Source organism: Acidovorax sp. ST3 (assembly GCF_003231145.1).
In the GTDB taxonomy this organism is placed as follows: Bacteria; Pseudomonadota; Gammaproteobacteria; order Burkholderiales; family Burkholderiaceae_C; genus Acidovorax.
Genome location: NZ_QKVP01000004.1, coordinates 671,274 through 695,450 on the forward strand (window position 1 = coordinate 671,274; position 24,177 = coordinate 695,450).

Consider the following 24,177-nt stretch of genomic DNA (forward strand, 5'->3'; position numbering starts at 1 on the left):
CATGAACAACACCACCTCCAACACCGTGCTGTCGGCGCAGGGCCTGGTCAAACGTTTTGGCGGCATCACGGCCACCAACAATGTCACGCTGAACCTGCAAAAGGGCGCACGCCATGCGCTCATCGGCCCCAACGGCGCAGGCAAGACCACGCTGATCAATCTGCTGACCGGCGTGCTGGAGCCCACCGAAGGCTCCATCACGCTCGAAGGCCAGGACATCACGCGCCTGGCGCCGCACCAGCGCGTGCAGCGCGGCATGGTGCGCACCTTCCAGATCAACCAGCTGTTCGACACGCTCACGCCGCTGGAGACACTGGCCCTCACCGTGTCGCAACACCAGGGCCTGGGCGGCAAGTGGTGGCAGCCGCTGGGCGCGCGCAAAGCCGTCAATGAGCGCTGCGAACAGTTGCTGGAGCAGTTCCACCTTACGTCCGTGATGGCTGAGGAAACGCGCGTGCTGGCCTACGGCAAGCGCCGCCTGCTGGAGATTGCGATTGCGCTGGCCTGCGAGCCGCGCGTGCTGCTGCTCGACGAACCCGTGGCCGGTGTGCCCGCCGGCGAGCGTGAGGAACTGCTGCAGACCGTGGCGGCCCTGCCCGCCGATGTCTCGGTGCTATTGATCGAACACGATATGGACCTGGTTTTCAGCTTTGCCAACCGCATGACGGTGCTGGTCAACGGCACGGTGCTCACCGAGGGCGACCCGGACACGATCGCCAATGACCCGCAGGTGAAGGCGGTGTACCTCGGTCATGGGGAGGACGCCCATGTCTAAGACAGAACTCTTGCGCATCGAGGGCCTGAGCGCAGGCTACGGCGAGGCCGTGGTGCTGCAAGGCATTTCGCTGGCCCTGCCCGAAGGCGACACGCTGGCCCTGCTGGGCCGCAACGGCACGGGCAAGACCACGCTCATCAACACGCTGGCCGGCGCCACGCGCCAGCACGCGGGCACGGTGAGCCTGGGCGGCGTGGCCCTGCACAAGCTGCCGCCGCATGAGCGCGCGGCGGCCGGCATCGGCTGGGTGCCGCAAGAGCGCAACATCTTCAAGTCGCTGACCGTGCATGAGAACCTCACGGCCGTGGCGCGCCCGGGCCGCAAAGGCTCCACCGCGCGGCCGTGGACGCCCGAGCGTGTGTACGAAATGTTCCCGCGCCTGGCCGAGCGCAAGACCAACCTGGGCACACAGCTTTCGGGTGGCGAGCAGCAGATGCTGGCCGTGGGCCGCGCGCTGGTGCTCAACCCACGCCTGCTGCTGCTCGACGAGCCGCTCGAAGGCCTGGCACCCATCATCGTGGAAGAGTTGCTGCGCGCCATCCGCCGCATCACGCGCGAAGAGGGCCTGTCGGCCATCATCGTGGAGCAGCACCCGCAGGCCATCCTGGCCATCTCGGACCATGCTGCCGTGTTGGACCGGGGCACCGTGGTGCACACCGGCAGCGCGGCCGAGCTGAGCGCGCAGCCCGAGCTGCTGGACCGCCTGCTGGGCGTGGCACGTTAGCGCACACCATGGGCAGCGCCATGCACCGCAGAACCCTCCTGGCATGGCTGGCAGCGTCGTTCGGCAGTGCAGCCAGCGCGCAGGCCGCTTTTCCCTCGCGCCCGTTGCGCATCGTTGTGCCCAATGCGGCAGGCGGCGCGGCCGACATCACGGCGCGCACGGTGGGCCAAAAGATTGCTGGCCCGTTGGGGCAAAGCGTGGTCATTGAAAACAAGCCCAGCGCGGGTGGTGTGGTGGCGGGCGAGCAGGTGGCCCGCGCCGAGCCCGACGGCCACACGCTGCTGCTGGTGAGCAGCGGCACGGCGGTGAGTGCGGCGCTGTTCCAGTCGCTGCCGTTCGACACGTTCAAGGACTTTGCGCCCGTCTCCCTGCTGGCCACGTTCGACCTGGCCGTGGTGGTGAAGGAGGGCGGACGCTTTCGCACGCTGGCCGACCTGCTGATGTATGCGCGCGCCCACCCCGGCCAGCTCAACATCGGCACGCCTCAGATCGGCACCACGCAGAACCTGGCGGCCGAACTCTTCAAGGTGACGGCGGGTATCGATGCGCAGGTGGTGCCCTTCAACGGCACACCGCCGGTCATCACGGCGCTGCGGGGTGGCGAGATCGACGTGATGATCGACATCCTGGGCGGCCTCATGCCGCAGATCGGCGCCAAGGCCCTGCGGCCGCTGGCCGTGATGGGCGCACAGCGCGCGGCGCAGTTGCCCGACGTGCCCACGGTGCGCGAGAGCGGCGGCCCACTCGCGGGCTTCAACGTCACGTCGTGGAACGGCCTGGCCGTGCCCGCCAAGACGCCCCCGGCGGTGGTGGAGCGCCTCTCGCGCGAGGTGCAAGCCGCGTTGGCCCAGCCCGACGTGAAAAAGCGCCTGCTGGAGCTGAATCTCAATGCCCAGGGCAGCACCCCCGCGCAGCTGGGCGACCACCTGGCCGCCGATGTGCGCCGCTGGAGCGATGTGATCGCCAAGGCCAAGATCGCGCGTCAGTGAGCGCTGCCGCAGCGGATCGCTGGCGGTGGTTAAAGGCGGAATGGAACATCGAATGAACATCACACACATCGGCCTTGTGGGCTATGGCGAGGTGGGCAAGATCTTCAGTGCGGGCTTGCGCGTGCAGCCCGGCGTGGCCTCCGTCGCCGCCTGGGACCTGAAGCTGGTCGACCCCGCGCACCGCGACGCCCTGCAGAAGCACGCCGGGCAGGCGGGGGTGGTGGCGGTGGATGCGATGCAGGCGCTGTGCGCGCGCTGCGACTGCATCATCTCGGCCGTTACCGCGTCGAACACGCTGGCCGTGGCGCAGGAGGCGGCGCAGCACATCCGCCCCGGCACCGTGTTCCTGGACCTCAACTCGGCATCGCCCGGCACCAAGCAGCAGGCGGCGGCCCTCATCGCGGCGCGTGGCGCGCACTATGTCGAGGCGGGGGTGATGACGTCCGTGCCGCCCTACGGCATCCGTGTGCCCATGCTGCTGGGCGGCGCGCAAGCTGCCGCGTTGGCCGCAGTGCTGACCGGCTGGGGCATGGATGCCCAACCCGTGAGCGAGCAACTGGGCGTGGCCAGCGCCATCAAGATGTGCCGCAGCATCATGATCAAGGGGCTGGAGGCCTTGGTCATCGAAAGCTACGCCACTGCCCGCCACTACGGCGTGGAAGACCATGTGCTGCCCACGCTGGCCGAGACCTTCCCGTCCATCGACTGGCACGAGCAGGGCCGCTACTTCTTCAGCCGCGTGGTGCAACACGGCCAGCGCCGCGCCGAGGAGATGCGCGAATCGGCCCACACGGTGCGCGAGGCCGGCATGGTGCCGTTGATGGCCTCCGCCATCGCCGCCAAGCAGCAGTGGGTGGCCGACCTGGCCCGCGAGGGCGTCTTTCAGGGCCTGCCCAAGGACGCACGCTGGCAGGACTATGCGGACCGGTTGTTGGAAAGCTTGCCATCCCCAGCTGCTGGGGACTGACGCCTCAGCCCCTTTGATTCGTCTCTGCTCCATGCAACTGGCGCGGCCGAATACCAGGGACGCCGAGCAAGGGCCGCCCCGCAGCGATGGCGTCGTCCCCCCGGGGGGAAGGCGCGCAGCGCCTCAGGGGGGAGACCTGTACAACGCCTGCAGCGTGGTCCGAATCAGCTCCGCCATCGCCTGCTGCGTGAGCGTGGCCGGGCGTTGCGAGCTGACGGCCATGAACAGCTTGCTGCGCAGGCGCGTGTTGCCGCTGGCTTCCGCATCCTCTCCATCGCTGCCCGCGCCGTGGATGGGCCGGGTGTTGAACACCTCCGATTTGCCCGACGTAGTGACCGCATTCATGGGCAGCACCGCGCAGCCCGCGCCATCAGCCACCAGGTCCAGGATGGCGGCCACGCCGTCGATCTCCAGACTGATCTGCGGGCGCTTGCCGCGTGCGGCCAGTTCGGACTCCACCAGCATGCGGATGGAGTTGGGGCGCGTGGGAATCACCAGCGGAAAACGCGGCAGCTCGTCCAGCGGCAGGGGCGTGCGGGCCAGGGCATCAGCCTCTGCCTCGCTCTGGCCGGGGGCGCGGCGCTGCACCAGAAACAGGTCTTCCTCCAGCAGCGCCGTGGTCTCGATGCCCGGCGCGGGCGTGGTGTTGTAGAGCAGGGCAATGTCGAGCAGCCCGGTGGTCAGCGATTCGCGCATGGCCACCGACAGGCCCTCGCTGATGGCCAGCGCCGCGTCCGGCATCTTCACGCGGAAGGCGCGCGTCAGCGGCACCGTCAGCACCTTGGCAATGCTGGGTGGCAGGCCGATCGCCACGCGCCCGGCCAGCGCACCGCGCACGCGGCCCAGCTCCTCCCGGGCGCGCTCCACCTGGTGCAGGATGCCGCGCCCGTGCTCCAGCAGCAGCTTGCCCGCCTCGGTGGGCGTAGCGCCCCGGCCGTTGCGCACCAGCAGGTTCTGGCGCAGCTCCACCTCCAGCAGGCGCACCTGGCGGCTCAGGGCGGGCTGGGCAATGTCCAGCACCACCGAGGCGCGGGTAAAACTGCCCAGTTCGGCCACGCGCACAAAGTATTCGATCTGCTTGAGGTCCATGGGCAAGGCTCTCTGCTATAGCTGTGGGTCAACGATCACGGAATGATATATCTGGTAGTGCCGGTGCCGCCTTCATGTTTGGGCCGCCGCTGCCCACAATCGGCGGCATGTATACAACTGCACGCACCGCCTGGGCCACCCGCAGCCCGGCAGGAGACAACGCATGACGCAGCCCGCCCAGACTCGCGCAAACAAGAATGCATCTCAGGCGCACGCTCTGGGGCGCATTGGTTGCACAACCCCTGATTTGCGTGAGGCTTTACTGTGATCCGAGGCATTTCTTCCATGGCCACGCGCCAGGTGCTGGCCGACCTGGTGGCCGGTTTTGCGCAGCAGTCGGGCGCGCAGGCCGCCATCGAATCGGTGGGCGGGGTGGACGCCGCCAAGCGCGTGGCGGCCGGTGAGGCATTCGACGTAGTGATCCTCGCGTCTGACGCCATCGACAAGCTTTTGGCTGCGGGCCACCTGGTGCCTGGCAGCAAGGTGGACTGGGTGCACTCCGGCGTGGCCGTGGCTGTGCCTGCGGGCGCGCCGCTGCCCGACCTGTCGAGCGAAGACGCCGTGCGCGCTGCCGTGCTGGCCGCGCCCAGCATCAGCCTGTCCACCGGCCCCAGCGGAGTGGCGCTGAGCAAACTGTTCGAGCGCTGGGGCATTGCCGAGCAGATCGCCCCGCGCATGGTGCAGGCGCCTCCCGGCGTGCCCGTGGGCTCGCTGGTGGCCAAGGGCGAAGTGGCGCTGGGCTTTCAGCAACTGAGCGAGCTGCTGCATGTACAGGGCATCCAGATCGTGGGCCCGCTGCCGTCGGCCATCCAGATCACCACCACGTTTTCCGCGGGCATCGGCGTGCATTCGCAGCAGGTGGATGCCGCGCGTTCGCTGCTGGCCTACCTGGCCTCGCCCGCTGCCGCCGAAGCCAAGCAAAAGCAGGGCATGACCCCCGCCTGACCGATCACCAGAACACCTTCCAGGAGCACCCAAAAATGAGCCTCATCATCGACTGCCACGGCCACTACACCACGGCCCCCAAGGCGCTGGAGAACTGGCGCAATGCGCAGATCGCCGGCATCAAAGACCCCGCAGCCATGCCCAAGGTGGCTGACCTGAAGATCAGCGACGACGAGCTGCGTGAGTCCATCGAGACCAACCAGCTCAAGCTGATGAAAGAGCGCGGCAGCGACATCACGCTGTTCAGCCCCCGCGCCAGCTTCATGGCCCACCACATTGGCGACTTCAACGTGTCCAGCACCTGGGCGGCCATCTGCAACGAGCTGTGCTACCGCGTCTCCACGCTGTTCCCCGACCACTTTGTGCCCGTGGCCATGCTGCCGCAGTCGCCGGGTGTCGATCCCGCCACCTGCATCCCCGAGCTGGAAAAGTGCGTGAAGGAATACGGCGCCGTGGGCATCAACCTGAACCCTGATCCCTCGGGCGGCCACTGGACCAGCCCCCCGCTGACCGACAAGCACTGGTACCCCATCTACGAAAAGATGGTGGAGTACGACCTGCCCGCCATGATCCACGTAAGCACCAGCTGCAACGCGTGCTTCCACACCACCGGTGCGCACTACCTGAATGCCGACACCACGGCCTTCATGCAGCTCATCCAGGGCGATCTGTTCAAGGACTTCCCCACGCTCAAGTTCCTGATCCCGCACGGCGGCGGCGCGGTGCCTTACCACTGGGGCCGCTTCCGGGGCCTGGCGCAGGAGATGAAGAAGCCGCTGCTCGACGAGCACCTGATGAACAACGTGTACTTCGACACCTGCGTGTACCACCAGCCCGGCATCGACCTGCTGAACACCGTGATTCCGGTGAAGAACGTGCTGTTTGCCAGCGAAATGATTGGCGCGGTGCGCGGCATCGACCCCACCACCGGCAACTACTACGACGATACCAAGCGCTACATCGAGGCCTCCACCATCCTGAGTGCCGACGACAAGCACCAGATCTACGAAGCCAACACGCGCCGCGTGTTCTCCCGACTCGATTCACGCCTGAAGGCAAAGGGGCTCTGACATGTTTGAACTTGGCGTTGTCTACCGCAACATCACCCGCGCTGACCGCGCAGCTGCCGACGGCCTGGCCGCCCTGGGCTCGGCCACCGTGCACGAGGCCATGGGCCGCGTGGGCCTGCTCAAGCCTTACATGCGCCCCATCTACAGTGGCCAGCAGGTCAGCGGCACGGCCGTCACCGTGCTGCTGCAGCCCGGCGACAACTGGATGATGCATGTGGCGGCCGAGCAGATCCAGCCCGGCGACATCGTGGTGGCCGCCGTCACCTCCGAATGCACCGACGGCTACTTTGGCGACCTGCTGGCCACCAGCTTCCAGGCCCGTGGCGCGCGTGCCCTCATCATCGACGCTGGTGTGCGCGACGTGAAGACGCTGCAGGAGATGAACTTCCCCGTGTGGAGCCGCGCCATCAGCAGCAAGGGCACCATCAAGGCCACGCTGGGCTCGGTCAACATCCCCGTGGTGTGCGCCGGTGCGCTGGTCACGCCGGGCGACGTGATCGTGGCCGACGACGACGGCGTGGTGTGTGTGCCCGCCGCCCGCGCGGCCGAGACGCTGGCCGCCGCCCAAAAGCGCGAGAGTTTTGAAGGCGAAAAGCGCGCCAAGCTCGCCAGCGGCGTGCTGGGCCTCGACATGTACAACATGCGCCCCGGCCTGGAGAAGGCGGGCCTCAAGTACATCGATTGAGCGGTTTTTGAGCCTTTTTGAGCCTTATTGGCTGCAAGCGCCAGTGAATCATGTGCTTGCAGCTATGTAATTAATAGCAAACAGCTTCTTTCTTTCCATGCGTTGTTCCGTGTCTCCCGTTTCCCTTTCCCGCCGTGCAGGCCTGGCCCTGGGCCTGGCCACAGCCCTGGGCTGTGTGCCCCAGTTCGCCTCGGCGCAAGCGTTTCCGTCCAAGCCCGTGCGCATCATTACGCCCTTCCCAGTGGGCGGTGGCCCGGACGGCGTGGCCCGCCTGGTGGCCGACAAGTTGTCCAAGAGCTGGGGCCAGCCTGTGGTCGTCGAGAACCGCCCCGGTGGCAATGGCTTCATCGCCATCGACGCGTTCAAGCGCGGCGCCAAGGACGGGCATGACCTGATCGTGCTCGACAACGTGCACCTGGCCGCCTACCCCAGCCTGTTCAAGAAGCTGCCCTACGACACGGCCAAGGACTTCGACGCCCTGCTGCCGCTGTTCAAGACCTACTTCTTCTTCACCGTGGCCGCCAACAGCAAGTACAAGGCCGTGAGCGACATCGTGGCCGACGCCAAGGCCAACCCCGGCAAGCTCAACTACGGCTCCTGGTCCATCGGCAACCCGGTGCACCTGGGCTCCGAGCTGTTTGAAAGCGCCACCGGCACACAGATGGAGCACGTGCTCTACAAAGAGACCACGCAGCTCTACACCTCGGTCTCCACCGGCGAGCTGTCGTTTGCGCTGGGCAGTGCCGCCACCGCCGGGCCACTGCAGCGCGCGGGCAAGCTGCGCTTTCTGGCCGTCACCGCGCCGCAGCGCCTGGCCAGCTTTCCGGACGTGCCCACCGTGGGCGAATCGGGTGGCCCCAAGGGCTTTGAGGTGACGGGCTGGAACGCCATCGCCGTGCCGCCCGGCCTGCCCGCTGCCGTGACCGACAAGATCCGCAAGGACATCGAGCAAGCCCTCTCCGGCGCCGATGTGCAGGAGAAGTTCAAGAGCTTTGGCTACGAGCCCTTCCCCACCACCCGCGCGCAGTTCACCCAGTTCGTCAAGGACGAGAGCCAGCGCTTTGGCGAGGTGATCAAGAAGGCCAACGTGTCCCTCGACTGACCTGCCCCACCCAGCAACCAAGGACCCATGCCCATGAGCGAATTCACCAAGACCCCCGGCTGGCTGGACTGGTACGCCGGCCCCAGCAAACCCCGTTTCCAGGTGCCTGCAGGCGCGGTGGACGCGCACTGCCACGTGTTCGGCCCCGGGGCAGAGTTCCCCTACGCGCCCGAGCGCAAGTACACGCCCTGCGACGCCAGCAAGCACCAGCTGTACGCGCTGCGCGACCACCTGGGCTTTGCACGCAACGTGGTCGTGCAGGCCACCTGCCACGGTGCGGACAACCGCGCCATGGTGGATGCGCTGGTGCACTCCGGCGGCAAGGCGCGTGGCGTGGCCACCGTCAAGCGCTCCGTCACTGACGAAGAACTGCAGGCCATGCACGACGCCGGTGTGCGCGGCGTGCGCTTCAACTTCGTCAAGCGCCTGGTGGACTTCACGCCCAAGGACGAGCTGATGGAGATTGCCGCGCGCATCGCCAAGCTCGGCTGGCATGTGGTGATCTACTTCGAGGCGGTGGACCTGCCCGAGCTGTGGGACTTCTTCACCGCACTGCCCACCACAGTGGTGGTGGACCACATGGGCCGCCCCGATGTGAGCAAGCCGGTGGACGGCCCGGAGTTTGAGCTGTTCCTGAAGTTCATGCGCCAGCACCCCAATGTGTGGAGCAAGGTAAGCTGCCCTGAGCGCCTGAGCGTCACCGGCCCCAAGGCTCTGAATGGTGAGCAGAACGCGTACCAGGATGTGGTGCCCTTTGCCCGCAAGGTGGTCGCAGAGTTCCCAGACCGCGTGCTGTGGGGCACCGACTGGCCGCACCCCAACCTCAAGGACCACATGCCCGACGACGGCCTGCTGGTGGACTTCATCCCGCACATCGCCCCCACGGCCGAGCTGCAGTGCAAGCTGCTGGTGGACAACCCCATGCGCCTGTACTGGCCCGAAGAAGTGACCCAGAAAGGCTGACGCCATGCCACTCGACAAACCCTACCTGGACGTGCCCGGCACGACCATCTTCGACGCGGAGCAAAGCCGTAAGGGCTACTGGCTCAACCAGTTCTGCATGAGCCTGATGAAGGCCGAGAACCGCGCACGCTTCAAGGCCAACGAACGCGCCTATCTGGACGAGTGGGCGATGACCGAAGAGCAGAAGCAGGCCGTGCTGGCACGCGACCTGAACTGGTGCATCCGCCTGGGCGGCAACATCTACTTTCTGGCCAAGATCGGGGCCACCGACGGCAAGAGCTTCCAGCAGATGGCGGGCAGCATGACCGGCATGACCGAAGAGGAATACCGCAACATGATGATCAGCGGCGGCCGCTCGGCCAATGGCAACCGCGTGATCGGCGAAGACGGCGACGCACAGGCGCACCGGCAGCCGCAAGGCAAGGGCCACGTGCTGCAGCAAGCCGCAGTGGGCAAGAAAGGAAACTGACCATGGCCAAGATCACCGCCTCCGTGTTCACGTCGCACGTGCCTGCCATCGGCGCTGCGCTGGACCTGGGCAAGACACAAGAAGATTACTGGAAGCCGCTGTTCGCGGGCTACGACTTCTCCAAGCAGTGGATGAAGGACAACAAGCCCGACGTGATCTTCCTGGTCTACAACGACCACGCCACGGCGTTCAGCCTGGAGATGATTCCCACGTTCGCCATCGGCACGGCCGCGCAGTTCCAGCCCGCCGACGAGGGCTGGGGCCCCCGCCCCGTGCCCGTGGTGCAGGGCCACCCAGACCTGGCGGCGCACATTGCGCAGTCGGTCATCCAGCAGGACTTTGACCTCACCATCGTCAACAAGATGGATGTGGACCATGGCCTCACTGTGCCGCTGTCGCTGATGTGCGGCGAGCAAGACCCCAAGACGGGAGCCTGGCCCTGCCCGGTGATCCCGTTTGCCGTCAACGTGGTGCAGTACCCCGTGCCCAGCGGCCGCCGTTGCTACAACCTGGGCCAGGCCATCCGCAAGGCGGTGGAGAGCTACGACGAAGACCTGAACGTGCACATCTGGGGCACCGGCGGCATGAGCCACCAGCTGCAGGGCCCGCGTGCCGGCCTCATCAACAAGGAGTTCGACAACGCCTTCCTCGACAAGCTCATCAGCGATCCCGAGGCCGCCGCCAGCATCCCGCACATCGACTACGTGCGCGAGGCGGGCAGCGAAGGCATCGAGCTGGTGATGTGGCTCATCGCGCGCGGCGCGATGTCCGATGTTGCGCGCGGTGCAACGGCCGATGTGGCCGGTGGCAAGCCGCCGAAGCTGGCGCACCGCTTCTACCATGTGCCCGCGTCCAACACCGCCGTGGGCCACCTGATTCTTGAGAACACGTAAAAAACCCGCCAAAGGACACACACCATGACCATCAAAGTCGCACTCGCAGGCGCTGGCGCCTTCGGCATCAAGCACCTGGACGGCATCAAGAACATTGACGGCGTTGAAGTCGTCTCCCTCATCAGCCGCGACCTGGCCAAGACCCAGGAAGTGGCCGACAAGTACGGCATCAAGCACGTCACCACCGACCTGGCCGACAGCCTGGCCATCAAGGAAGTGGACGCCGTCATCCTGTGCACGCCCACGCAGATGCACGCCAGCCAGACCATCGCCTGCCTGGAAGCGGGCAAGCACGTGCAGGTCGAGATCCCTCTGTGCGACGTGCTGGCCGATGGCGAGAAGGTCGTTGCCCTGCAAAAGCAGACCGGCCTGGTGGCCATGTGCGGCCACACCCGCCGCTTCAACCCCAGCCACCAATACGTGCACAAGAAGATCACGGCCGGCGAGTTCAACATCCAGCAGATGGATGTGCAGACCTACTTCTTCCGCCGCACGAACATGAACGCCCTGGGCCAGCCCCGCAGCTGGACGGACCACCTGCTGTGGCACCACGCTGCCCACACGGTGGACCTGTTCGCCTACCAAGCGGGCAGCCCTATCGTGAAGGCCAACGCCATCCAGGGCCCGATCCACAAGGACCTGGGCATTGCCATGGACATGAGCATCCAGCTGCAGGCGGCCAACGGCGCCATCTGCACGCTGTCGCTCAGCTTCAACAACGACGGCCCGCTGGGCACGTTCTTCCGCTACATCGGCGACACCGCCACCTACATCGCCCGCTACGACGATCTGGTCAACGGCAAGGAAGAGAAGATCGATGTGAGCAAGGTCGATGTGTCGATGAACGGCATCGAGCTGCAGGACCGCGAGTTCTTCGCCGCGATCAAGGAAGGCCGTGAGCCCAACGCCAGCGTGGCGCAGGTGCTGCCGTGCTACCAGGTGCTGCACAACCTGGAGCAGCAGCTCAACGCAGGCTGATTGCAATCCAAATTGGCTGCTGGCGCTTATCCATCAAGCGCTGGCAGCTATTTATTTGATAGTGATTGGGTGTGCGGCCTCACCCCTTCAATGCCGTCTTGTGCTCGATGATGCGCGAGACCAGGCCGTAGTCCACCGCCTCCTCGGCCGACATCCAGCGGTCCCGCTCGATGTCTGCCAGCACCACCTCCAGCGGCTTGCCCGTCTGCCGTGCAATGGTGCCCGCAATTCGCTCACGCGCTTTCACCATCTCGCGCGCCTGGATCGCGATGTCGCTGGCCGGGCCACCCGCACCGCCGCTGGGCTGGTGGATCAGAAAGCGTGTGTTGGGCATGCAGAACCGCCGCTCGCGGGGTGCCGCCAAGTACAGGTGCGTGGCCGCACTGCCCACCCAGCCGGTGCCGATCATGTTCACCGACGCAGAAATGAAGCGCACCAGGTCGTGGATCGTGTCGCCCGACTCCAGGTGCCCGCCGGGCGAGCTCACCAGCATGTCGATGGGCTCGGCGCTCTCGGCATCCAGCGCAATCAGCCGCCGCGCCACATCGGCGGCCAGCGTGTCGGTGATGGTGCCGAAGACGAGCAGGGTGCGGGCCTTGAAAGCCTTTTCTTCCAGGTAAGAGGTGCGCGGCTCGGAGCCTGGGGCAGAGGGTGGGGTGTGGGTGTCTGGCGTGTCCATGGGGCCAAGTCCTTGAAAAGAGTGACAGGACTGCCATGACGAACGAGACACGCCGGACGTGACATTTCCGTGCGCTGGCGCATTCAGGGGAGCGCTGCAGAGCGGACCGAATGGCCCGCTCTGTGCCCCTGGGGCTGCTCAGCTCACCGCCACGCGCTGCCCTGGCGCAATGGTGGGCGGCGCCGCATTCAGTGTCTCGATCGCAAAGCCCGCCGCCGCCTTGTAGCGGGCCATGAAGCCCTCGCGCTCCTCGCGCGGCAGCACGTCGTCGATGTGGTCGAACACCCCACCGCAGCGCTCGTCCACCAGCCCCAGCAGGCCAAAGGGGCCAGAGCCCCGGTTGCGCAGCACCAGCGCAGAGATGTCCTTGCACAGCTTGTCGTCGTAGGCGCGCAGCGCCTGCGGGCCCACGCCATGCGCAATCAGCTGGGCGCCCAGCACGCGTGCATCCACAATGGCCTGGCTGGCCCCGTTGGAGCCCACGGGGTACATCACATGCGCCGCATCGCCCAGCAGCGCCACGCGGCCGTCCACCCAGGTGGGCACCGGGTCTCGGTCGATCATGGGGTATTCAAAAATGTCCTTGGCACCGCGCAGCATGGCGGGCACGTCCAGCCAGCTGTAGTTCCAGCCGTCGAAGTGGTGGATGAACTCCTCCAGCGCCACGCGCCGGTTCCAGTCGCCGTGCTGCCAGCCGCCCTGGTTGTCCACCGTGATCTCGGCGATCCAGTTGATGGTGGCCAGCCCTGTGGTCGGGTCGGGTGGCGTGATGGGGTAGAACACCACGCGGTGCCGCAGCGAGCCCACGCCCACAAACGACGCGCCCGTGCGCACCGGCACCCCCGGCGTGGTACCCCGCCACATGATGGCGCCGCCCCACTGGATGGGGGGCTGCGTGGGGTGCATTTGCGCCCGCACGGCCGAGTGCAGGCCGTCGGCCGCAATCAGCAGCGAGCCCGCCACTTCACGCTTCTCGCCGTCGCGTGTTTCGACGATGGCGGTGACGCCATTCGCATCCTGCCGGTAGCCCACCACACGTTGCCCCAGCTGCACGGCGTTGTCGCCCAGGCGGGCTTTGACAGCGTGGTACAGCATCATCTGCAGCTGACCCCGGTGCACCGAATACTGCGGCCAGTGGTAGCCCGCCTCCAGGCCGCGCGGCTCGGCATACACCTCGTTCCCGTTGCGGCCCACCAGCGCCCATTCGCGTGCCTGCAGGCCAATGGTGTCCAGCACGTCGTTGCCAAACCCCAGGTCGTGCAGTTCGCGCACGGCGTTGGGCTGCAGGTTGATGCCCACGCCCAGCGGCTGCAGTTCCGGCACCGTTTCAAAGACGATGCAGGGCACGCCGATCTGGTGCAGGGTGAGGGCGGTGGCCATGCCACCAATGCCACCCCCGGCGATCAGCACGGGGTGGGCGGAAGAAGGGTGTGAAGTAGTGGGTGCGCCAGACATGCCGAGATTGTCCATGCAATAGCGGGTGGAGCTTGTCGCGGACGCCGCAGGCCCATGCGGCGCCGGACGCATGCCGGGGGCGGTGTGCTGCAGGTTGGCAGCCTCCTCACCAAGCCCTACTGCTCAGGCGTAGGTATCGACGTTGTTGCCCAGCCCAGCAGATGGAGTCTTTGCCGCCTGGGTCTTCTTTTGCTGCGCGGCATTGGCCGCCGCCTCTTCGGCCTTCGCCACCTGGGACAGTTGTTGCTCTTGCTGTTGCGCGCGCTGTATCGCCGTAATCTGGGCTTGCACCATCTGGATCTGCGCCTGCAGCAGTTTGGCCTTCTCTTGTTTGGCCTTGGCGTCCATGTCGGAACTGACTACGCCCTTGAGTTCCTCCGTCAGCTCGCGCAGCTGCTTTTGCAGCTTGGCGATGTCGCTGCTGCCGCTGGAGGAAGAAGGTTTGACGGAGGTGGTGCTGGCAACTTGCATCCCTGGTTATCGGCAAGACGCAGGGAAAGTTGACGGTCCCTTCGCAAAGCGGGCTCTTGAACTGAGCGCCGCCACCCCATGCCGAACCAGGGTCTGCCGATGTACGGCTTGCCGCAGCCTGTGGCACCATGCCCCGATGCAGAACGATGAACACCTGATGGCGCTGGTGAACGCCAACCGCAGTACCCTGCTGCGCGCCGCTACGCGCCTGCTGGGTCCTGCCGAGGCCGAGGACGCCGTGCAGGACGCCTACGTGCGTGCGCTGGAGGCCCAGGCCCCGGCGCTCAATGCGGCCCAGGCGTGGCTGTTGACGGTGGTGCGCAACCTGGCCATCGACCGCCTGCGGCGGCGCCAGTGGATGGCCCAATGGCTGACCGAAGCCACGCAGACTGCGCATGGCGCTGTTGCCGGTTCGGTCGCGCCCTCGGCAGAGGCCGATGCCGCGCTGGCGCAGCAAGCCATGCTCGCATTGCGGCGGCTGGCGGCGTGCGTCACGCCCATGGAGGGCGCCGCAGTGCTGCTGCATGCGGTGTTCGATGCCAGCCATGCCGAGCTGGCACAGGCCACCGGCCGGACGGAAGCGGCCAGCCGTCAGCAATTGCGCCGCGCATTGCAGCGCCTGCGGCAAGCCGAAGCGCAGGCCCGCCACGGTGATGAACGCGGTGAACCCAGTGACGGCGACCCGGCGGTGCTGCGCCTTTATCTGCAGTCTTTGCAACTACGGGACCCGCAGGCCCTGTGGGCCCTGCTGCGCCAGCCGCCCGTGAGTGCGATGGCGACGCAGCGCTCCGTGCAACCCGTACCACCGCGTGCCTCGCGCGCACCGGCCACGGTGGGTGGGGTGGTTCAGGTGGGCGGGCAACTGGGGTTGGTGCTCACGCTCGACGGCGTGACACTGTGCGTGTTGCCCCTGGGACCCTGCGCCGAGCTGGCCCAAGACATCGTGGTGGCCTAGCCGACCCACCGGCACAGCAGCAAGAGCCCGCCCGGCAGCACTCAGGAAGGACGTTCGCAACACCATGGCCTCCCAGACCACCCCCACGTTCTTCGCCACCCCCCAGGCATTTCGCCAGTGGCTGGAGCGCCATGCGGCCAGCGCGCCGGAGTTGCTGGTGGGTTTTCACAAAGTGGGCTCGGGCCGCCCCAGCATGGGCTGGTCGGAGTCCGTGGACGAAGCCCTGTGCTTTGGCTGGATCGATGGCATCCGGCGGCGCATTGACGAGCACACGTATTCGATTCGCTTCACGCCGCGCAAGCCGTCGTCGATCTGGAGTGCGGTCAACATCGCCAAGGTGGAGCAGTTGCAGGCGGCAGGCCGCATGACGGCTGCGGGGCTGGCCGCTTTCGCGCACCGCAAGGCCGACAAGTCGGCCATCTACTCGCACGAGCAGGCGGGGGTGGCCGAGCTGCCGGTGGCGCTGCAGCGTGCGTTCCAGCGCAACAAAGCCGCGTGGCGGTACTTTCAGGAATCCACACCGCCCAGCTACCGCAAGGTGATGCTGCACTGGGTCACATCCGCCAAACGTGATGCGACCCGGGAGGCCCGGTTTGCGCAGCTGGTGGCCGCCTGCGCAGCGGGTGAGCGCATTGAACTGTGGGCGAAGCGGCCGCCCAGTACCAAGACTTAGCCGCTCCCAGCCCCAAGCCCGAGCCACCCGGTCGGTTGCCGCGCTTGCCGTAAGCTCGCGGCATGCAACAAAGAAACCTTGGACCTTTCTCCGTCTCGGCCATCGGCCTGGGCTGCATGAACCTCTCGCACGCCTATGGAGCGCCGGTGTCTGCCGAGCAGGGCGAGCGCGTGCTGCTGGCCGCGCTGGATGCGGGCGTGACGTTGTTCGACACTGCCACGCTCTATGGCTTTGGCGCCAACGAAACCCTGGTGGGCCGTGTGCTGAAGCAGCACCGCAGCCGTTTCACCCTGGCCAGCAAATGCGGCATGCAGGGCGTGGATGTGAACGGCGACGGCAAGCTGGTGCGCGTGATCGATGGCCGACCCGCCACGCTGCGCCAGACCTGCGAAGACAGTCTGCGGCGCCTGCAGACCGATGTGATCGACCTGTACTACCTGCACCGCTGGGACAAGAAGGTGCCCATCGAAGACAGCGTGGGTGCTTTGGCCGACCTGGTGCGCGCGGGCAAGATCCGCAGCATTGGCCTGTCGGAGGTGTCTGCCGCCACCCTGCGCAAGGCCCACGCGGTGCATGCCATTGCGGCGGTGCAGACCGAGTATTCGCTGTGGACGCGCAACCCCGAGATCGCCGTGCTGGACGCCTGCCGCGAGCTGGGCGCCGCCTTTGTGGCGTTCAGCCCCGTGGCGCGGGGCTTTCTCTGTGGCGAGCTGCGCGATGTGAGCGCGCTCGACGCCAAGGATATTCGCCGCGCCATGCCCCGTTTTGCGCCCGACGCCTATGCGGCCAACCTGGCGCTGCTCGACGGCTACCAGGCTATTGCGCGCGATGTCGGCTGCACGCCCGCCCAGCTGGCGCTGGCATGGCTACTGCGCAAGGCCGAGCACATCATCCCCATCCCCGGCACCACCAGCGTGGCGCATTTGCAGGACGACTTGGGCGCCGTCGATGTGCGGCTGGATTCCGCCACCATGGCGCGGCTGGACGCGCTGATCAACGAGCGCACGGTGGTGGGCAGCCGCTACAACGCGCAGAGCGCGAGTGAAGTCGATACCGAGACGTTTGAAGACCGCGCAGCGTGAGCGGCGCGGTCTTTGTTGCGTTTATTGATATAGGCCGCAGAAACCGGCGTGGCTCAAGCCAGCGGCCGCCGCGCAAGGGCCGCCCCGCCGCGATGGCGGCGTCTCCCTGCCCGCAACGCGCAGCGGTGCGAGAGCGGGGGGAAGGCGCGCAGCGCCTCAGGGGGGTGTGCTTTATCTCCCGCGCAGGTTCCCCTTGTCATCTGCAATCACGATCTCCACGCGGCGGTTCATGGCGCGGCCTTCGGGCGATGCGTTATCAGCTACTGGGTGGGCCTTGCCATAGCCGCGTGCGGTGATGCGGCTGGTGTCCACCCCGCGCTGCACCAGAGCATCGCGCACGGCCTGCGCGCGGCGGTCTGACAGGTCCTGGTTGTAGCTGTCGCTACCCACGCTGTCGGTGTAGCCCTCGATCAGCAGCTTGCGGTCCGGGAACTGCTTGAGGAAGTTGGCCAGCTTGTCCAGACGTGGTGCCGCCTGGGCCGACAGCTCGGCCTTGTTGAAGGCAAACAGCACATCGCCCAAGGTCACCAGCAGGCCGCGTTCGGTTTGCTGGGCTTCCATGTCGCGCAGCTGGGCTTCGAGTGCGCGCACACGGTCTTGCGCAGCGTTGGCCTGGGCCATGGCGGCGGTGGCTTGTGCCTGCTGTTGTGAGGCGCGCTGCTCGGCGCTCATGGCCTGCTGCTGGGCCTGCTGTGCGCGCAGGCGGGCGGCATCGGCCTCCTGGGTGCGGGCTTGCAGGCGGATGCGATCCGCTTCGCTGCCGGCCTGCTTGATATTGGCATCGAGCTGGCGTGCCCGGGCCGTGTTGGTGGCGATCTCGGCACGTTGGCGGGCGATGTACGCCAGGTGGTTGGTCTCGGACGTGTCCTTGTCATCGGCCCACACGCGGTCGGCCTGGGCCAGGGCATCGGTGGCCTGCTTGAGTTCGAGCTGGGCGTACTGGTTGACGGCCGGGTCGCCTGCCGCAGTACTCACGGCAGTGCGGGCTTCTTCGAGGGCGGGCGACGGGGTGGTACTGGCGCAGGCGGCCAGCAGGCCCACAGCAATCAGGCTGGTGCACAGGGCGGTGGTGCGGTGAAAAAAGCGTGGCATGGTCGGGTGTTCCTTGGGTGTTGGAGTGAATTCAATCGCGGGGCCATCGGGGGCCTTGGCGCCGGTGGGCGAGAGGCGCAGCCGCTAGGTGGGGCGCACTGGGCACCGCGCAGGGCGCTGGATTAGCGGGGCGATCGACGGTTGATTTCTTCCTGCAGTGCGCGGATGCTGTCCTGCACCTGGGCCAGGGTGGCGGCATTGCCGGCTGCGTCGGCGCGGGTCTCGGCCACGCGGGCATCGACCTCGGCCTCTGCGGCTAGGCGACGCGCGGCGACATAGTCTTTTTCTGCCATGGCCTTCTCGGCCTGGATGAGCTTCTCGCGGGCCTGCTGCAGTTGTACGGGGGCGCTGGTGGCCACCGCCGGTGCCGCCGCTACGCGGTTCACCGTGGTGCGGGTGACCGCCATCTGTTCGGTGGGGGCGGGGGTGGACGAGCAGGCGGCCAGTGCGCCCAGTGCGAGTGCCGCTGTGGCAGTGCGGATCAGTGCAGATGAATGCATGGTGTGTGGGACTCCTCTGGAGGTTGTTGGAGACGCCGCACCCGTGTGTGGGGTGGGCAACCAGGGGGTTCTGGTGTTGATGCATTGTTGGGGCCCGCTCAGCGAGCGGGCGTAGGCCCTGCCTCTGTATCGCTGTCGGGCATGTCTTACGAACATTTGCACGCCGGGCGCTGACACTGTGAGTGCGACGGATGTGAAGGCGCGTTGGGGAACTCTCGCTTTGCAGGGGTCTCGATCAAGGGCAACACGCGCGCACGCCGCGTTGTTCCCAGGCTGCGCCATCTGCTGCCGATGCCTTTGCGCGGGCTGTTTGCGTACACCGTACGCCCGCTATCCACCCATCCCCCTTGCACAACGAAGAGGAGAGTTACTGCATGCCGCCATCCACGTTTTTCACCTGGGTCCAGGAGACCACTTTTGCGGGTGTGCCGCTATGGAGCCTGTGTGTGGCCCTGGCAGCGGCTGTCGCTACCTATGCCGCCATCCTTGTGGTGTTGCACCTGCTGACCCGCCGCGCCAAGGTGTGGGCCACGCAGTCACACAGCGGCATGGCACTGACCCTGGTGGATGTGCTGGAAGGCACGAGTCGCACGCTGGTGCTGGTGGTGGCGCTGCTGGTGGGCGCAAGTCTGCTGGATCTTCCAGGCCGCTGGGAGAGCCGTCTGAGCCAGCTGTGGTTTGTGGCCGTGGCGCTGCAGATGGGGCTGTGGGGCATGCGCGCGATTGGCATCGGCGTGCGCCGCTATGTGGAGCGGCACTCGTCCAGCGGCATGACGCAGGTCAGCGCCTCGGCCACGCTCATGTCGTGGGGGCTGCGCACGCTGCTGTGGAGTGTGGTGCTGCTGGCCATCTTGTCCAACGTGGGGGTGAACATCACGGCCTTCATCGCCAGCCTGGGGGTGGGTGGTATTGCGGTGGCGCTGGCGGTGCAGAACATCCTGGGCGACCTGTTTGCCTCGCTGGCGATTGCGGTGGACAAGCCCTTTGAGGTGGGCGACTTCATCGTGGTGGGCAACGTGTCGGGCACGGTGCAGGTGATCGGCCTCAAAACCACGCGCATCCGCAGCTTGCAGGGCGAGCAGATCGTGATGTCCAACACCGACCTGCTCAAGCAGACCATCAGCAACTTCCGCATGCTGGAGCGGCGGCGCATCGTGTTCACCTTTGGCGTGGCCTATGACACCACCCCCGAGCAGGCGGAGGCGATTCCAGGCGTGGTGCGCAAGCTCATCGAGTCGCACCCGGAGCTGCGCTTTGACCGTGCGCATTTCAAGGCGCTGGGCACCAACTCGCTGGACTACGAGGTGGTCTATATCGTCGAAGACCCGGCCTACAACCTCTACATGGACCTGCAGCAGTCCATCAACCTGGGGCTGCTGCGCGAGTTCAAGGCCATGGGGGTGGAGTTTGCATTCCCCACCCGCACGGTGCACATTGCCAGCGCACCGCCGCATGCCCCTGCTGCTGCGGTGTCCTGATTGCGCAGGCGGGTACTGCGTAGGCAAAAAAAGCCGGCAGCCTTTGCAGGCCGCCGGCTTGAACAGGGTAGTTGCCTCTAGCGCTTTTTCAACTTCTCAAAGAAAGCTTACTTGGCGACCACGCGCACCATTTCCAGGCACTTGTTCGAGTAGCCCCATTCGTTGTCGTACCAGCTCACGACCTTGACGAAAGTGCCATCCAGCGCGATGCCGGCGTCCGCGTCAAAGATCGAAGTACGGGTGTCGCCACGGAAGTCGGTGGCCACCACCTTGTCTTCGGTGTAGCCCAGCACGCCCTTCAGCGCGCCTTCGGACTGGGCCTTCATTTCGGCCTTGATTTCGTCGTAGGTGGCAGCCTTGTCCAGTTCCACCGTCAGGTCGACCACCGACACGTCGGAGGTGGGCACGCGGAAGGACATGCCGGTCAGCTTCTTGTTCAGCGCGGGGATCACCACGCCCACGGCCTTGGCAGCGCCAGTGCTCGAAGGGATGATGTTTTCCAGAATGCCACGGCCACCGCGCCAGTCCTTGTTCGAAGGGCCGTCCACGGTCTTTTGCGTGGCGGTGGCAGCGTGCACGGTGGTCATCAGGCCGCGCTTGATACCCCACTTGTCATTCAGCACCTTGGCCACGGGGGCCAGGCAGTTGGTGGTGCACGAGGCGTTGGAGATGATGGCCTGGCCCGCGTAGGTGTCGTGGTTCACGCCGAACACGAACATGGGGGTGTCGTCCTTGGAGGGGGCCGACAGCACGACCTTCTTGGCACCTGCGTCGATGTGCTTTTGTGCCGTGACCTTGTCCAGGAACAGGCCGGTGGATTCGATCACGATGTCGGCGCCGACTTCGTTCCACTTCAGGTTGGCAGGGTCGCGCTCTTGCGTCAGGCGGATCTTCTTGCCGTTGACGATCAGGGTGTTGCCTTCCACGGCCACGGTGCCGTCGAAGCGGCCGTGCACCGAGTCGTACTGCAGCATGTAGGCCAGGTAGTCGGGCTCCAGCAGGTCGTTGATGCCCACGACTTCGATGTCGCTGAAGTTCTGGATGGCCGAGCGCAGCACGTTGCGGCCGATGCGGCCGAAGCCGTTGATACCAATCTTGATCGTCATTTCCAAGGTTCTCCAAACGTTAAGGAATCAGGGCCGACACTGCGCCGCTTCGGCGAATGTCGCGAGGTATCCCAGGCGCTGCACCGACGGCGTGGGCTGCGTCTGGTACAGGTACACGCTGGGCTGGTCGAAGGTGGGGACGGCGGTGTCGGCGCCGAGGCACAGGGTGCCGTTGGCATAGCAGCGCGCGTGGAACGGCGACACGGTGGCCGTGCCCGTGGGCGTGGTCAGCATCTGCGGGAAGGTCTTCTCGGCCCAGTCGAGCACGCAGTCGAGCGGCTGCGAGGTGCCCGTGCCGTGCATCATGTAGGTGGCAAGGCTGGCGCCATCGCGCGAGCGCACGACAAGCTGCGAGATGCGGGAGCCGGGTGCCGAGGGCGAGAAGCTCACCAGCGTCGAGCAGCCCTGGCTGGGCTGCAGCGTGGCGTTGGAGCAGCCGTCCGAGCCTTGCGGGATCTTGAAGTCTCCCTGTGCCACCACGGGGCAGCCCAGACCGGCGCAGGTCACTACGGCCGCGCCGCTCGATGCCACGGCCCCCAGCTGCACTGCCGCATTGCCGCGGTTGAACACCGAGAAGTACTGGGTGGCATAGGTGGCGTTGAGCGGCACCTTGCCGAAGTTGTGGCCTTCCGGCGGGTCGGTGATCTCGACCTGGGCATGGGCCGACAGCCTGGCCAGCGAAAGCAGGGCCAGGGCGGCCAGGGATTTGCTGGGGAACAGGTTCGATGTCATGGCTTCTCCTCGAAGGGTGGGTCAATGAAGACGCCAAGCGTGCCGGTCGCAGGGGGCCGCGTCAAGCCGACAAAAGGCTTGCAACGTGCTGTAAATCACGTGAACCCCCTGCACGTTTGCACAATGTTACGAACCCGGGCCATCAGTGCGGTCAGCGGCCGCCCTGGAGCACGGCATGTACCGTGGTCGCCACGTTCTCTTCGGTGAAGCCGAAGTGCTTGAACAGCACGGGCGCGGGGGCCGATTCGCCGTAGGTGTCGATGCCCACCACGGCGGCGCAGCCGTACTTCCACCAGCCGTCGGTCACGCCCATTTCCACGGCCACGCGCGGTACGCCGGCAGGCAGCACGCTGCTCTTGTACTTGGCGTCTTCACGGTCGAAGGTGGTGGTGCTGGGCATGGAGACCACGCGCACTGGCACCTTCTTGTCGGCCAGCAGGCGCTGGGCCTTAAGGGCGAGCTGCACTTCGGAGCCGGTGGCGATGATCACGGCCGCGGGCTTCTTCTTGAGGCCCACATCGGCAGGCTCGCTCAGCACGTAGGCACCGCGCGAGATGTCGCCCAGGTCGCGCTTGGGCGCGTACGGAAGGTTCTGGCGCGACAGGGCCAGCACGGTGGGCTTGTTGCGGTTGGACAGGGCCACGCTCCAGGCCACGGCGGTTTCGGCCGTGTCGGCAGGGCGCCACACATCCAGGTTGGGGATCAGGCGCAGGCTGGCCACATGCTCGATGGACTGGTGCGTGGGGCCGTCTTCGCCCAGGCCGATGGAGTCGTGCGTGAACACGTGGATCACGCGCTGCTTCATCAGCGCGGCCATGCGGATGGCATTGCGGCTGTAGTCGCTGAACGTGAGGAAGGTGCCGCCGTAGGGGATGAAGCCGCCGTGCAGTGCCACGCCGTTCATGATGGCGGCCATGCCGAACTCGCGCACACCGTAGTTGATGTGGCGGCCACCGATCTTCTGGCCTTCGGCCACTTCGGTCTTGACCACATTGCCCTGCATGTCGAAGCGCAGGTTGGGCGTGCTCTTGGTGTTGGTGAGGTTGGAGCCCGTCAGGTCGGCGCTGCCGCCCAGGAGTTCGGGCAGTGCGGCGGTGAAGGCTTCCAGCGCCAGCTGGCTGGCCTTGCGGCTGGCCACGGTTTCGCCCTTGGTGTGGGCGGCCACCACGGTGTCCACGGCCACCTGGGCAAAGTTGGCGGGCAGGTCGCCCTTCATGCGGCGGGTGAATTCTGCGGCCAGTTCTGGGAAGGCCTTGCTGTAGGCGGCAAAGCGGTCGTTCCAGGCGGCTTCGGCTTGTTGGCCGCTGGCCTTGGCGTCCCAGCCGACGTACACGTCTTCGGGGATGGCGAAGGGCTCTGCGGTCCAGCCCAGGGCTTCGCGGGTGAGCTTGATTTCTTCAGCGCCCAGGGGCTCGCCGTGGGCCTTAGAGGTGTTGGCGCGGTTGGGGCTGCCCTTGCCGATGTGCGTCTTGCAGATGACCAGCGTGGGGCGCTCGGTCTGCTTCTTGGCTTCGGCAATCGCGTCCGCCACCTTGTCGGCATCGTGGCCGTCGATGGGGCCGATCACGTTCCAGCCGGCGGACACAAAACGCAGGGCGGTGTTGTCGGCAAACCAGGGCGTCACCTGGCCGTCGATGGAGATGCCGTTGTCGTCGTACAGGGCGATCAGCTTGTTCAGCTTCCAGGCGCCTGCCAGCGAAATCGCTTCCTGGCTGATGCCTTCCATCAGGCAGCCGTCACCCAGGAACACGTAGGTGTTGTGGTCCACCACGGCATGGCCTTCGCGGTTGAACTCGGCGGCCAGCAGCTTCTCGGCCAGCGCAAAGCCCACGGCGTTGGTGATGCCCTGGCCCAGCGGGCCGGTGGTGGTTTCCACGCCGGGGGTGATGCCCACTTCGGGGTGGCCGGCGGTCTTGCTGTGCAGCTGACGGAAGTTCTTCAGCTCGCTCATGGGCAGGTCGTAGCCCGTGAGGTGCAGCAGCGAATAGATCAGCATCGAACCGTGGCCGTTGCTCAGCACAAAACGGTCGCGGTCAAACCACTGGGGGTTGGTGGGGTTGTGCTTGAGGTGGCGAGCCCACAGGCCCACGGCCATGTCGGCCATGCCCATGGGGGCGCCGGGGTGGCCGGAGTTGGCTTGTTGAACGGCGTCCATGGCCAATGCGCGGATCGCATTTGCCATCTGTTGGGATTGCTGGGTGTTGGCCATGGGGGAGTGGTTCAGGGTGGGAGGTTCAGGGGAAACCCGGCATTTTACCGGCGCGGCTTTCACCCGCCTGAATCGGCCAGCCGTGCGCTGGGTGCA

At 66.4% G+C, this 24,177-nt stretch carries 25 protein-coding genes; 16 read left to right on the forward strand and 9 right to left on the reverse strand.

From position 1 onward, the window contains the following. Position 1: 1 nt before the first annotated feature. From DNK89_RS15730 to DNK89_RS15745, 4 genes are read left to right on the forward strand one after another with little or no spacing between them, the layout of a single operon-like run. Positions 2 to 775: an ABC transporter ATP-binding protein gene (locus tag DNK89_RS15730; RefSeq protein WP_015016185.1), complete on the forward strand. Its 774-nt coding sequence runs from the start codon at positions 2 to 4 to the stop codon at positions 773 to 775. Further along, the gene (locus DNK89_RS15735) at positions 768 to 1,499 is read left to right on the forward strand and encodes an ABC transporter ATP-binding protein (RefSeq protein WP_056743247.1); all 732 of its coding nucleotides are present in this window, start codon (positions 768 to 770) and stop codon (positions 1,497 to 1,499) included. The genes DNK89_RS15730 and DNK89_RS15735 overlap by 8 nt, the downstream gene beginning before the upstream one ends. Positions 1,500 to 1,507: 8 nt before the next feature. Beyond that, entirely contained in the window at positions 1,508 to 2,488 is a 981-nt protein-coding gene (locus DNK89_RS15740) for a tripartite tricarboxylate transporter substrate binding protein (RefSeq protein ID WP_110960852.1), read from the forward strand. 52 nt (positions 2,489 to 2,540) lie between these two features. Then, positions 2,541 to 3,455 (forward strand): NAD(P)-dependent oxidoreductase, encoded by a 915-nt coding sequence (locus DNK89_RS15745; protein ID WP_110960853.1) that lies wholly within the window; start codon positions 2,541 to 2,543, stop codon positions 3,453 to 3,455. A 123-nt stretch (positions 3,456 to 3,578) separates the two neighbouring features. On the opposite strand, the gene DNK89_RS15750 is transcribed toward DNK89_RS15745, so the two are convergent. Further along, positions 3,579 to 4,544, reverse strand: coding sequence for a LysR substrate-binding domain-containing protein (locus tag DNK89_RS15750; protein WP_110960854.1), 966 nt, complete (start codon positions 4,542 to 4,544; stop codon positions 3,579 to 3,581). A 285-nt stretch (positions 4,545 to 4,829) separates the two neighbouring features. Here DNK89_RS15750 and DNK89_RS15755 point away from each other — a divergent pair, with 285 nt between their 5' ends. The 8 genes from DNK89_RS15755 (at position 4,830) to DNK89_RS15790 (ending at position 11,649) form a co-directional block, all read left to right on the forward strand. Continuing rightward, positions 4,830 to 5,489 carry a substrate-binding domain-containing protein gene (locus DNK89_RS15755; protein WP_110960855.1) on the forward strand — a complete coding sequence of 220 codons (660 nt, stop codon included), beginning with the start codon at positions 4,830 to 4,832 and terminating at the stop codon, positions 5,487 to 5,489. Positions 5,490 to 5,524: 35 nt separating this feature from the next. Beyond that, positions 5,525 to 6,559 (forward strand): amidohydrolase family protein, encoded by a 1,035-nt coding sequence (locus DNK89_RS15760; RefSeq protein WP_110960856.1) that lies wholly within the window; start codon positions 5,525 to 5,527, stop codon positions 6,557 to 6,559. Between the two features lies 1 nt (position 6,560). Beyond that, the gene (ligK, locus tag DNK89_RS15765; protein ID WP_056067987.1) at positions 6,561 to 7,244 is read left to right on the forward strand and encodes a 4-carboxy-4-hydroxy-2-oxoadipate aldolase/oxaloacetate decarboxylase; all 684 of its coding nucleotides are present in this window, start codon (positions 6,561 to 6,563) and stop codon (positions 7,242 to 7,244) included. Positions 7,245 to 7,341: 97 nt separating this feature from the next. Then, the gene (locus DNK89_RS15770) at positions 7,342 to 8,346 is read left to right on the forward strand and encodes a tripartite tricarboxylate transporter substrate binding protein (protein WP_110960857.1); all 1,005 of its coding nucleotides are present in this window, start codon (positions 7,342 to 7,344) and stop codon (positions 8,344 to 8,346) included. Between the two features lie 33 nt (positions 8,347 to 8,379). Then, the gene (locus tag DNK89_RS15775) at positions 8,380 to 9,309 is read left to right on the forward strand and encodes an amidohydrolase family protein (protein ID WP_110960955.1); all 930 of its coding nucleotides are present in this window, start codon (positions 8,380 to 8,382) and stop codon (positions 9,307 to 9,309) included. A gap of 4 nt (positions 9,310 to 9,313) precedes the next feature. Continuing rightward, positions 9,314 to 9,778, forward strand: a complete 465-nt coding sequence (ligA, locus tag DNK89_RS15780; protein WP_015016175.1) for a protocatechuate 4,5-dioxygenase subunit alpha — start codon at positions 9,314 to 9,316, stop codon at positions 9,776 to 9,778. A 2-nt stretch (positions 9,779 to 9,780) separates the two neighbouring features. Next, positions 9,781 to 10,671, forward strand: coding sequence for a class III extradiol dioxygenase subunit beta (locus tag DNK89_RS15785; protein WP_110960858.1), 891 nt, complete (start codon positions 9,781 to 9,783; stop codon positions 10,669 to 10,671). Positions 10,672 to 10,695: 24 nt separating this feature from the next. Then, positions 10,696 to 11,649: a Gfo/Idh/MocA family oxidoreductase gene (locus DNK89_RS15790; RefSeq protein ID WP_110960859.1), complete on the forward strand. Its 954-nt coding sequence runs from the start codon at positions 10,696 to 10,698 to the stop codon at positions 11,647 to 11,649. Between the two features lie 79 nt (positions 11,650 to 11,728). Here the strand turns inward: DNK89_RS15790 and DNK89_RS15795 are convergent, their stop codons facing one another. The 3 genes from DNK89_RS15795 to DNK89_RS15805 form a co-directional block, all read right to left on the reverse strand. Further along, positions 11,729 to 12,328: an ATP-dependent Clp protease proteolytic subunit gene (locus DNK89_RS15795; protein WP_110960860.1), complete on the reverse strand. Its 600-nt coding sequence runs from the start codon at positions 12,326 to 12,328 to the stop codon at positions 11,729 to 11,731. 138 nt (positions 12,329 to 12,466) lie between these two features. Beyond that, entirely contained in the window at positions 12,467 to 13,783 is a 1,317-nt protein-coding gene (locus DNK89_RS15800; RefSeq protein ID WP_110960861.1) for a flavin-dependent oxidoreductase, read from the reverse strand. A gap of 123 nt (positions 13,784 to 13,906) precedes the next feature. After that, entirely contained in the window at positions 13,907 to 14,254 is a 348-nt protein-coding gene (locus DNK89_RS15805; protein WP_110960862.1) for a FlxA-like family protein, read from the reverse strand. 136 nt (positions 14,255 to 14,390) lie between these two features. Here DNK89_RS15805 and DNK89_RS15810 point away from each other — a divergent pair, with 136 nt between their 5' ends. The 3 genes from DNK89_RS15810 (at position 14,391) to DNK89_RS15820 (ending at position 16,964) form a co-directional block, all read left to right on the forward strand. Continuing rightward, the gene (locus DNK89_RS15810) at positions 14,391 to 15,209 is read left to right on the forward strand and encodes an RNA polymerase sigma factor (protein ID WP_110960863.1); all 819 of its coding nucleotides are present in this window, start codon (positions 14,391 to 14,393) and stop codon (positions 15,207 to 15,209) included. 64 nt (positions 15,210 to 15,273) lie between these two features. Further along, the gene (locus DNK89_RS15815) at positions 15,274 to 15,882 is read left to right on the forward strand and encodes a YdeI family protein (RefSeq protein WP_110960864.1); all 609 of its coding nucleotides are present in this window, start codon (positions 15,274 to 15,276) and stop codon (positions 15,880 to 15,882) included. A gap of 62 nt (positions 15,883 to 15,944) precedes the next feature. Beyond that, positions 15,945 to 16,964, forward strand: a complete 1,020-nt coding sequence (locus tag DNK89_RS15820) for an aldo/keto reductase (protein ID WP_110960865.1) — start codon at positions 15,945 to 15,947, stop codon at positions 16,962 to 16,964. A 171-nt stretch (positions 16,965 to 17,135) separates the two neighbouring features. Here DNK89_RS15820 and DNK89_RS15825 read toward each other — a convergent pair whose 3' ends face one another. Both DNK89_RS15825 and DNK89_RS15830 read right to left on the reverse strand, forming a co-directional pair. Continuing rightward, positions 17,136 to 18,056, reverse strand: coding sequence for an OmpA family protein (locus DNK89_RS15825; RefSeq protein WP_110960866.1), 921 nt, complete (start codon positions 18,054 to 18,056; stop codon positions 17,136 to 17,138). Positions 18,057 to 18,178: 122 nt separating this feature from the next. Next, on the reverse strand, positions 18,179 to 18,556 hold the full coding sequence (locus DNK89_RS15830; protein WP_056643773.1) for a DUF4398 domain-containing protein: 378 nt from the start codon (positions 18,554 to 18,556) through the stop codon (positions 18,179 to 18,181). Between the two features lie 374 nt (positions 18,557 to 18,930). Between DNK89_RS15830 and DNK89_RS15835 the strand changes: the two genes are divergently transcribed. After that, on the forward strand, positions 18,931 to 20,034 hold the full coding sequence (locus DNK89_RS15835) for a mechanosensitive ion channel family protein (protein WP_110960867.1): 1,104 nt from the start codon (positions 18,931 to 18,933) through the stop codon (positions 20,032 to 20,034). A 107-nt stretch (positions 20,035 to 20,141) separates the two neighbouring features. On the opposite strand, the gene gap is transcribed toward DNK89_RS15835, so the two are convergent. From gap to tkt, 3 genes are all read right to left on the reverse strand, one after another. Next, positions 20,142 to 21,140, reverse strand: coding sequence for a type I glyceraldehyde-3-phosphate dehydrogenase (gene gap, locus DNK89_RS15840; RefSeq protein ID WP_110960868.1), 999 nt, complete (start codon positions 21,138 to 21,140; stop codon positions 20,142 to 20,144). Positions 21,141 to 21,167: 27 nt separating this feature from the next. Continuing rightward, positions 21,168 to 21,872, reverse strand: coding sequence for a hypothetical protein (locus DNK89_RS15845; protein WP_110960869.1), 705 nt, complete (start codon positions 21,870 to 21,872; stop codon positions 21,168 to 21,170). Between the two features lie 151 nt (positions 21,873 to 22,023). Further along, a complete protein-coding gene (gene tkt, locus DNK89_RS15850; RefSeq protein ID WP_110960870.1) occupies positions 22,024 to 24,081 on the reverse strand; it encodes a transketolase in 2,058 nt (685 codons plus the stop codon). Between the last annotated feature and the right edge of the window lie 96 nt (positions 24,082 to 24,177).

Coding starts and splice junctions, on each gene's coding strand:
- DNK89_RS15750 (WP_110960854.1), bottom strand. CDS start 4,544: ATGGACCTCAAGCAGATCGAATACTTTGTGCGCGTGGCCGAACTGGGC.
- DNK89_RS15755 (WP_110960855.1), top strand. CDS start 4,830: ATGGCCACGCGCCAGGTGCTGGCCGACCTGGTGGCCGGTTTTGCGCAG.
- DNK89_RS15845 (WP_110960869.1), bottom strand. CDS start 21,872: ATGACATCGAACCTGTTCCCCAGCAAATCCCTGGCCGCCCTGGCCCTG.
- DNK89_RS15760 (WP_110960856.1), top strand. CDS start 5,525: ATGAGCCTCATCATCGACTGCCACGGCCACTACACCACGGCCCCCAAG.
- DNK89_RS15805 (WP_110960862.1), bottom strand. CDS start 14,254: ATGCAAGTTGCCAGCACCACCTCCGTCAAACCTTCTTCCTCCAGCGGC.
- ligK (WP_056067987.1), top strand. CDS start 6,561: ATGTTTGAACTTGGCGTTGTCTACCGCAACATCACCCGCGCTGACCGC.
- DNK89_RS15830 (WP_056643773.1), bottom strand. CDS start 18,556: ATGCATTCATCTGCACTGATCCGCACTGCCACAGCGGCACTCGCACTG.
- DNK89_RS15785 (WP_110960858.1), top strand. CDS start 9,781: ATGGCCAAGATCACCGCCTCCGTGTTCACGTCGCACGTGCCTGCCATC.
- DNK89_RS15770 (WP_110960857.1), top strand. CDS start 7,342: ATGCGTTGTTCCGTGTCTCCCGTTTCCCTTTCCCGCCGTGCAGGCCTG.
- DNK89_RS15795 (WP_110960860.1), bottom strand. CDS start 12,328: ATGGACACGCCAGACACCCACACCCCACCCTCTGCCCCAGGCTCCGAG.
- DNK89_RS15745 (WP_110960853.1), top strand. CDS start 2,541: ATGAACATCACACACATCGGCCTTGTGGGCTATGGCGAGGTGGGCAAG.
- ligA (WP_015016175.1), top strand. CDS start 9,314: ATGCCACTCGACAAACCCTACCTGGACGTGCCCGGCACGACCATCTTC.
- DNK89_RS15825 (WP_110960866.1), bottom strand. CDS start 18,056: ATGCCACGCTTTTTTCACCGCACCACCGCCCTGTGCACCAGCCTGATT.
- DNK89_RS15740 (WP_110960852.1), top strand. CDS start 1,508: ATGGGCAGCGCCATGCACCGCAGAACCCTCCTGGCATGGCTGGCAGCG.
- DNK89_RS15790 (WP_110960859.1), top strand. CDS start 10,696: ATGACCATCAAAGTCGCACTCGCAGGCGCTGGCGCCTTCGGCATCAAG.
- tkt (WP_110960870.1), bottom strand. CDS start 24,081: ATGGCCAACACCCAGCAATCCCAACAGATGGCAAATGCGATCCGCGCA.
- DNK89_RS15835 (WP_110960867.1), top strand. CDS start 18,931: ATGCCGCCATCCACGTTTTTCACCTGGGTCCAGGAGACCACTTTTGCG.
- DNK89_RS15815 (WP_110960864.1), top strand. CDS start 15,274: ATGGCCTCCCAGACCACCCCCACGTTCTTCGCCACCCCCCAGGCATTT.
- DNK89_RS15810 (WP_110960863.1), top strand. CDS start 14,391: ATGCAGAACGATGAACACCTGATGGCGCTGGTGAACGCCAACCGCAGT.
- DNK89_RS15775 (WP_110960955.1), top strand. CDS start 8,380: ATGAGCGAATTCACCAAGACCCCCGGCTGGCTGGACTGGTACGCCGGC.
- DNK89_RS15730 (WP_015016185.1), top strand. CDS start 2: ATGAACAACACCACCTCCAACACCGTGCTGTCGGCGCAGGGCCTGGTC.
- DNK89_RS15820 (WP_110960865.1), top strand. CDS start 15,945: ATGCAACAAAGAAACCTTGGACCTTTCTCCGTCTCGGCCATCGGCCTG.
- DNK89_RS15800 (WP_110960861.1), bottom strand. CDS start 13,783: ATGTCTGGCGCACCCACTACTTCACACCCTTCTTCCGCCCACCCCGTG.
- gap (WP_110960868.1), bottom strand. CDS start 21,140: ATGACGATCAAGATTGGTATCAACGGCTTCGGCCGCATCGGCCGCAAC.
- DNK89_RS15735 (WP_056743247.1), top strand. CDS start 768: ATGTCTAAGACAGAACTCTTGCGCATCGAGGGCCTGAGCGCAGGCTAC.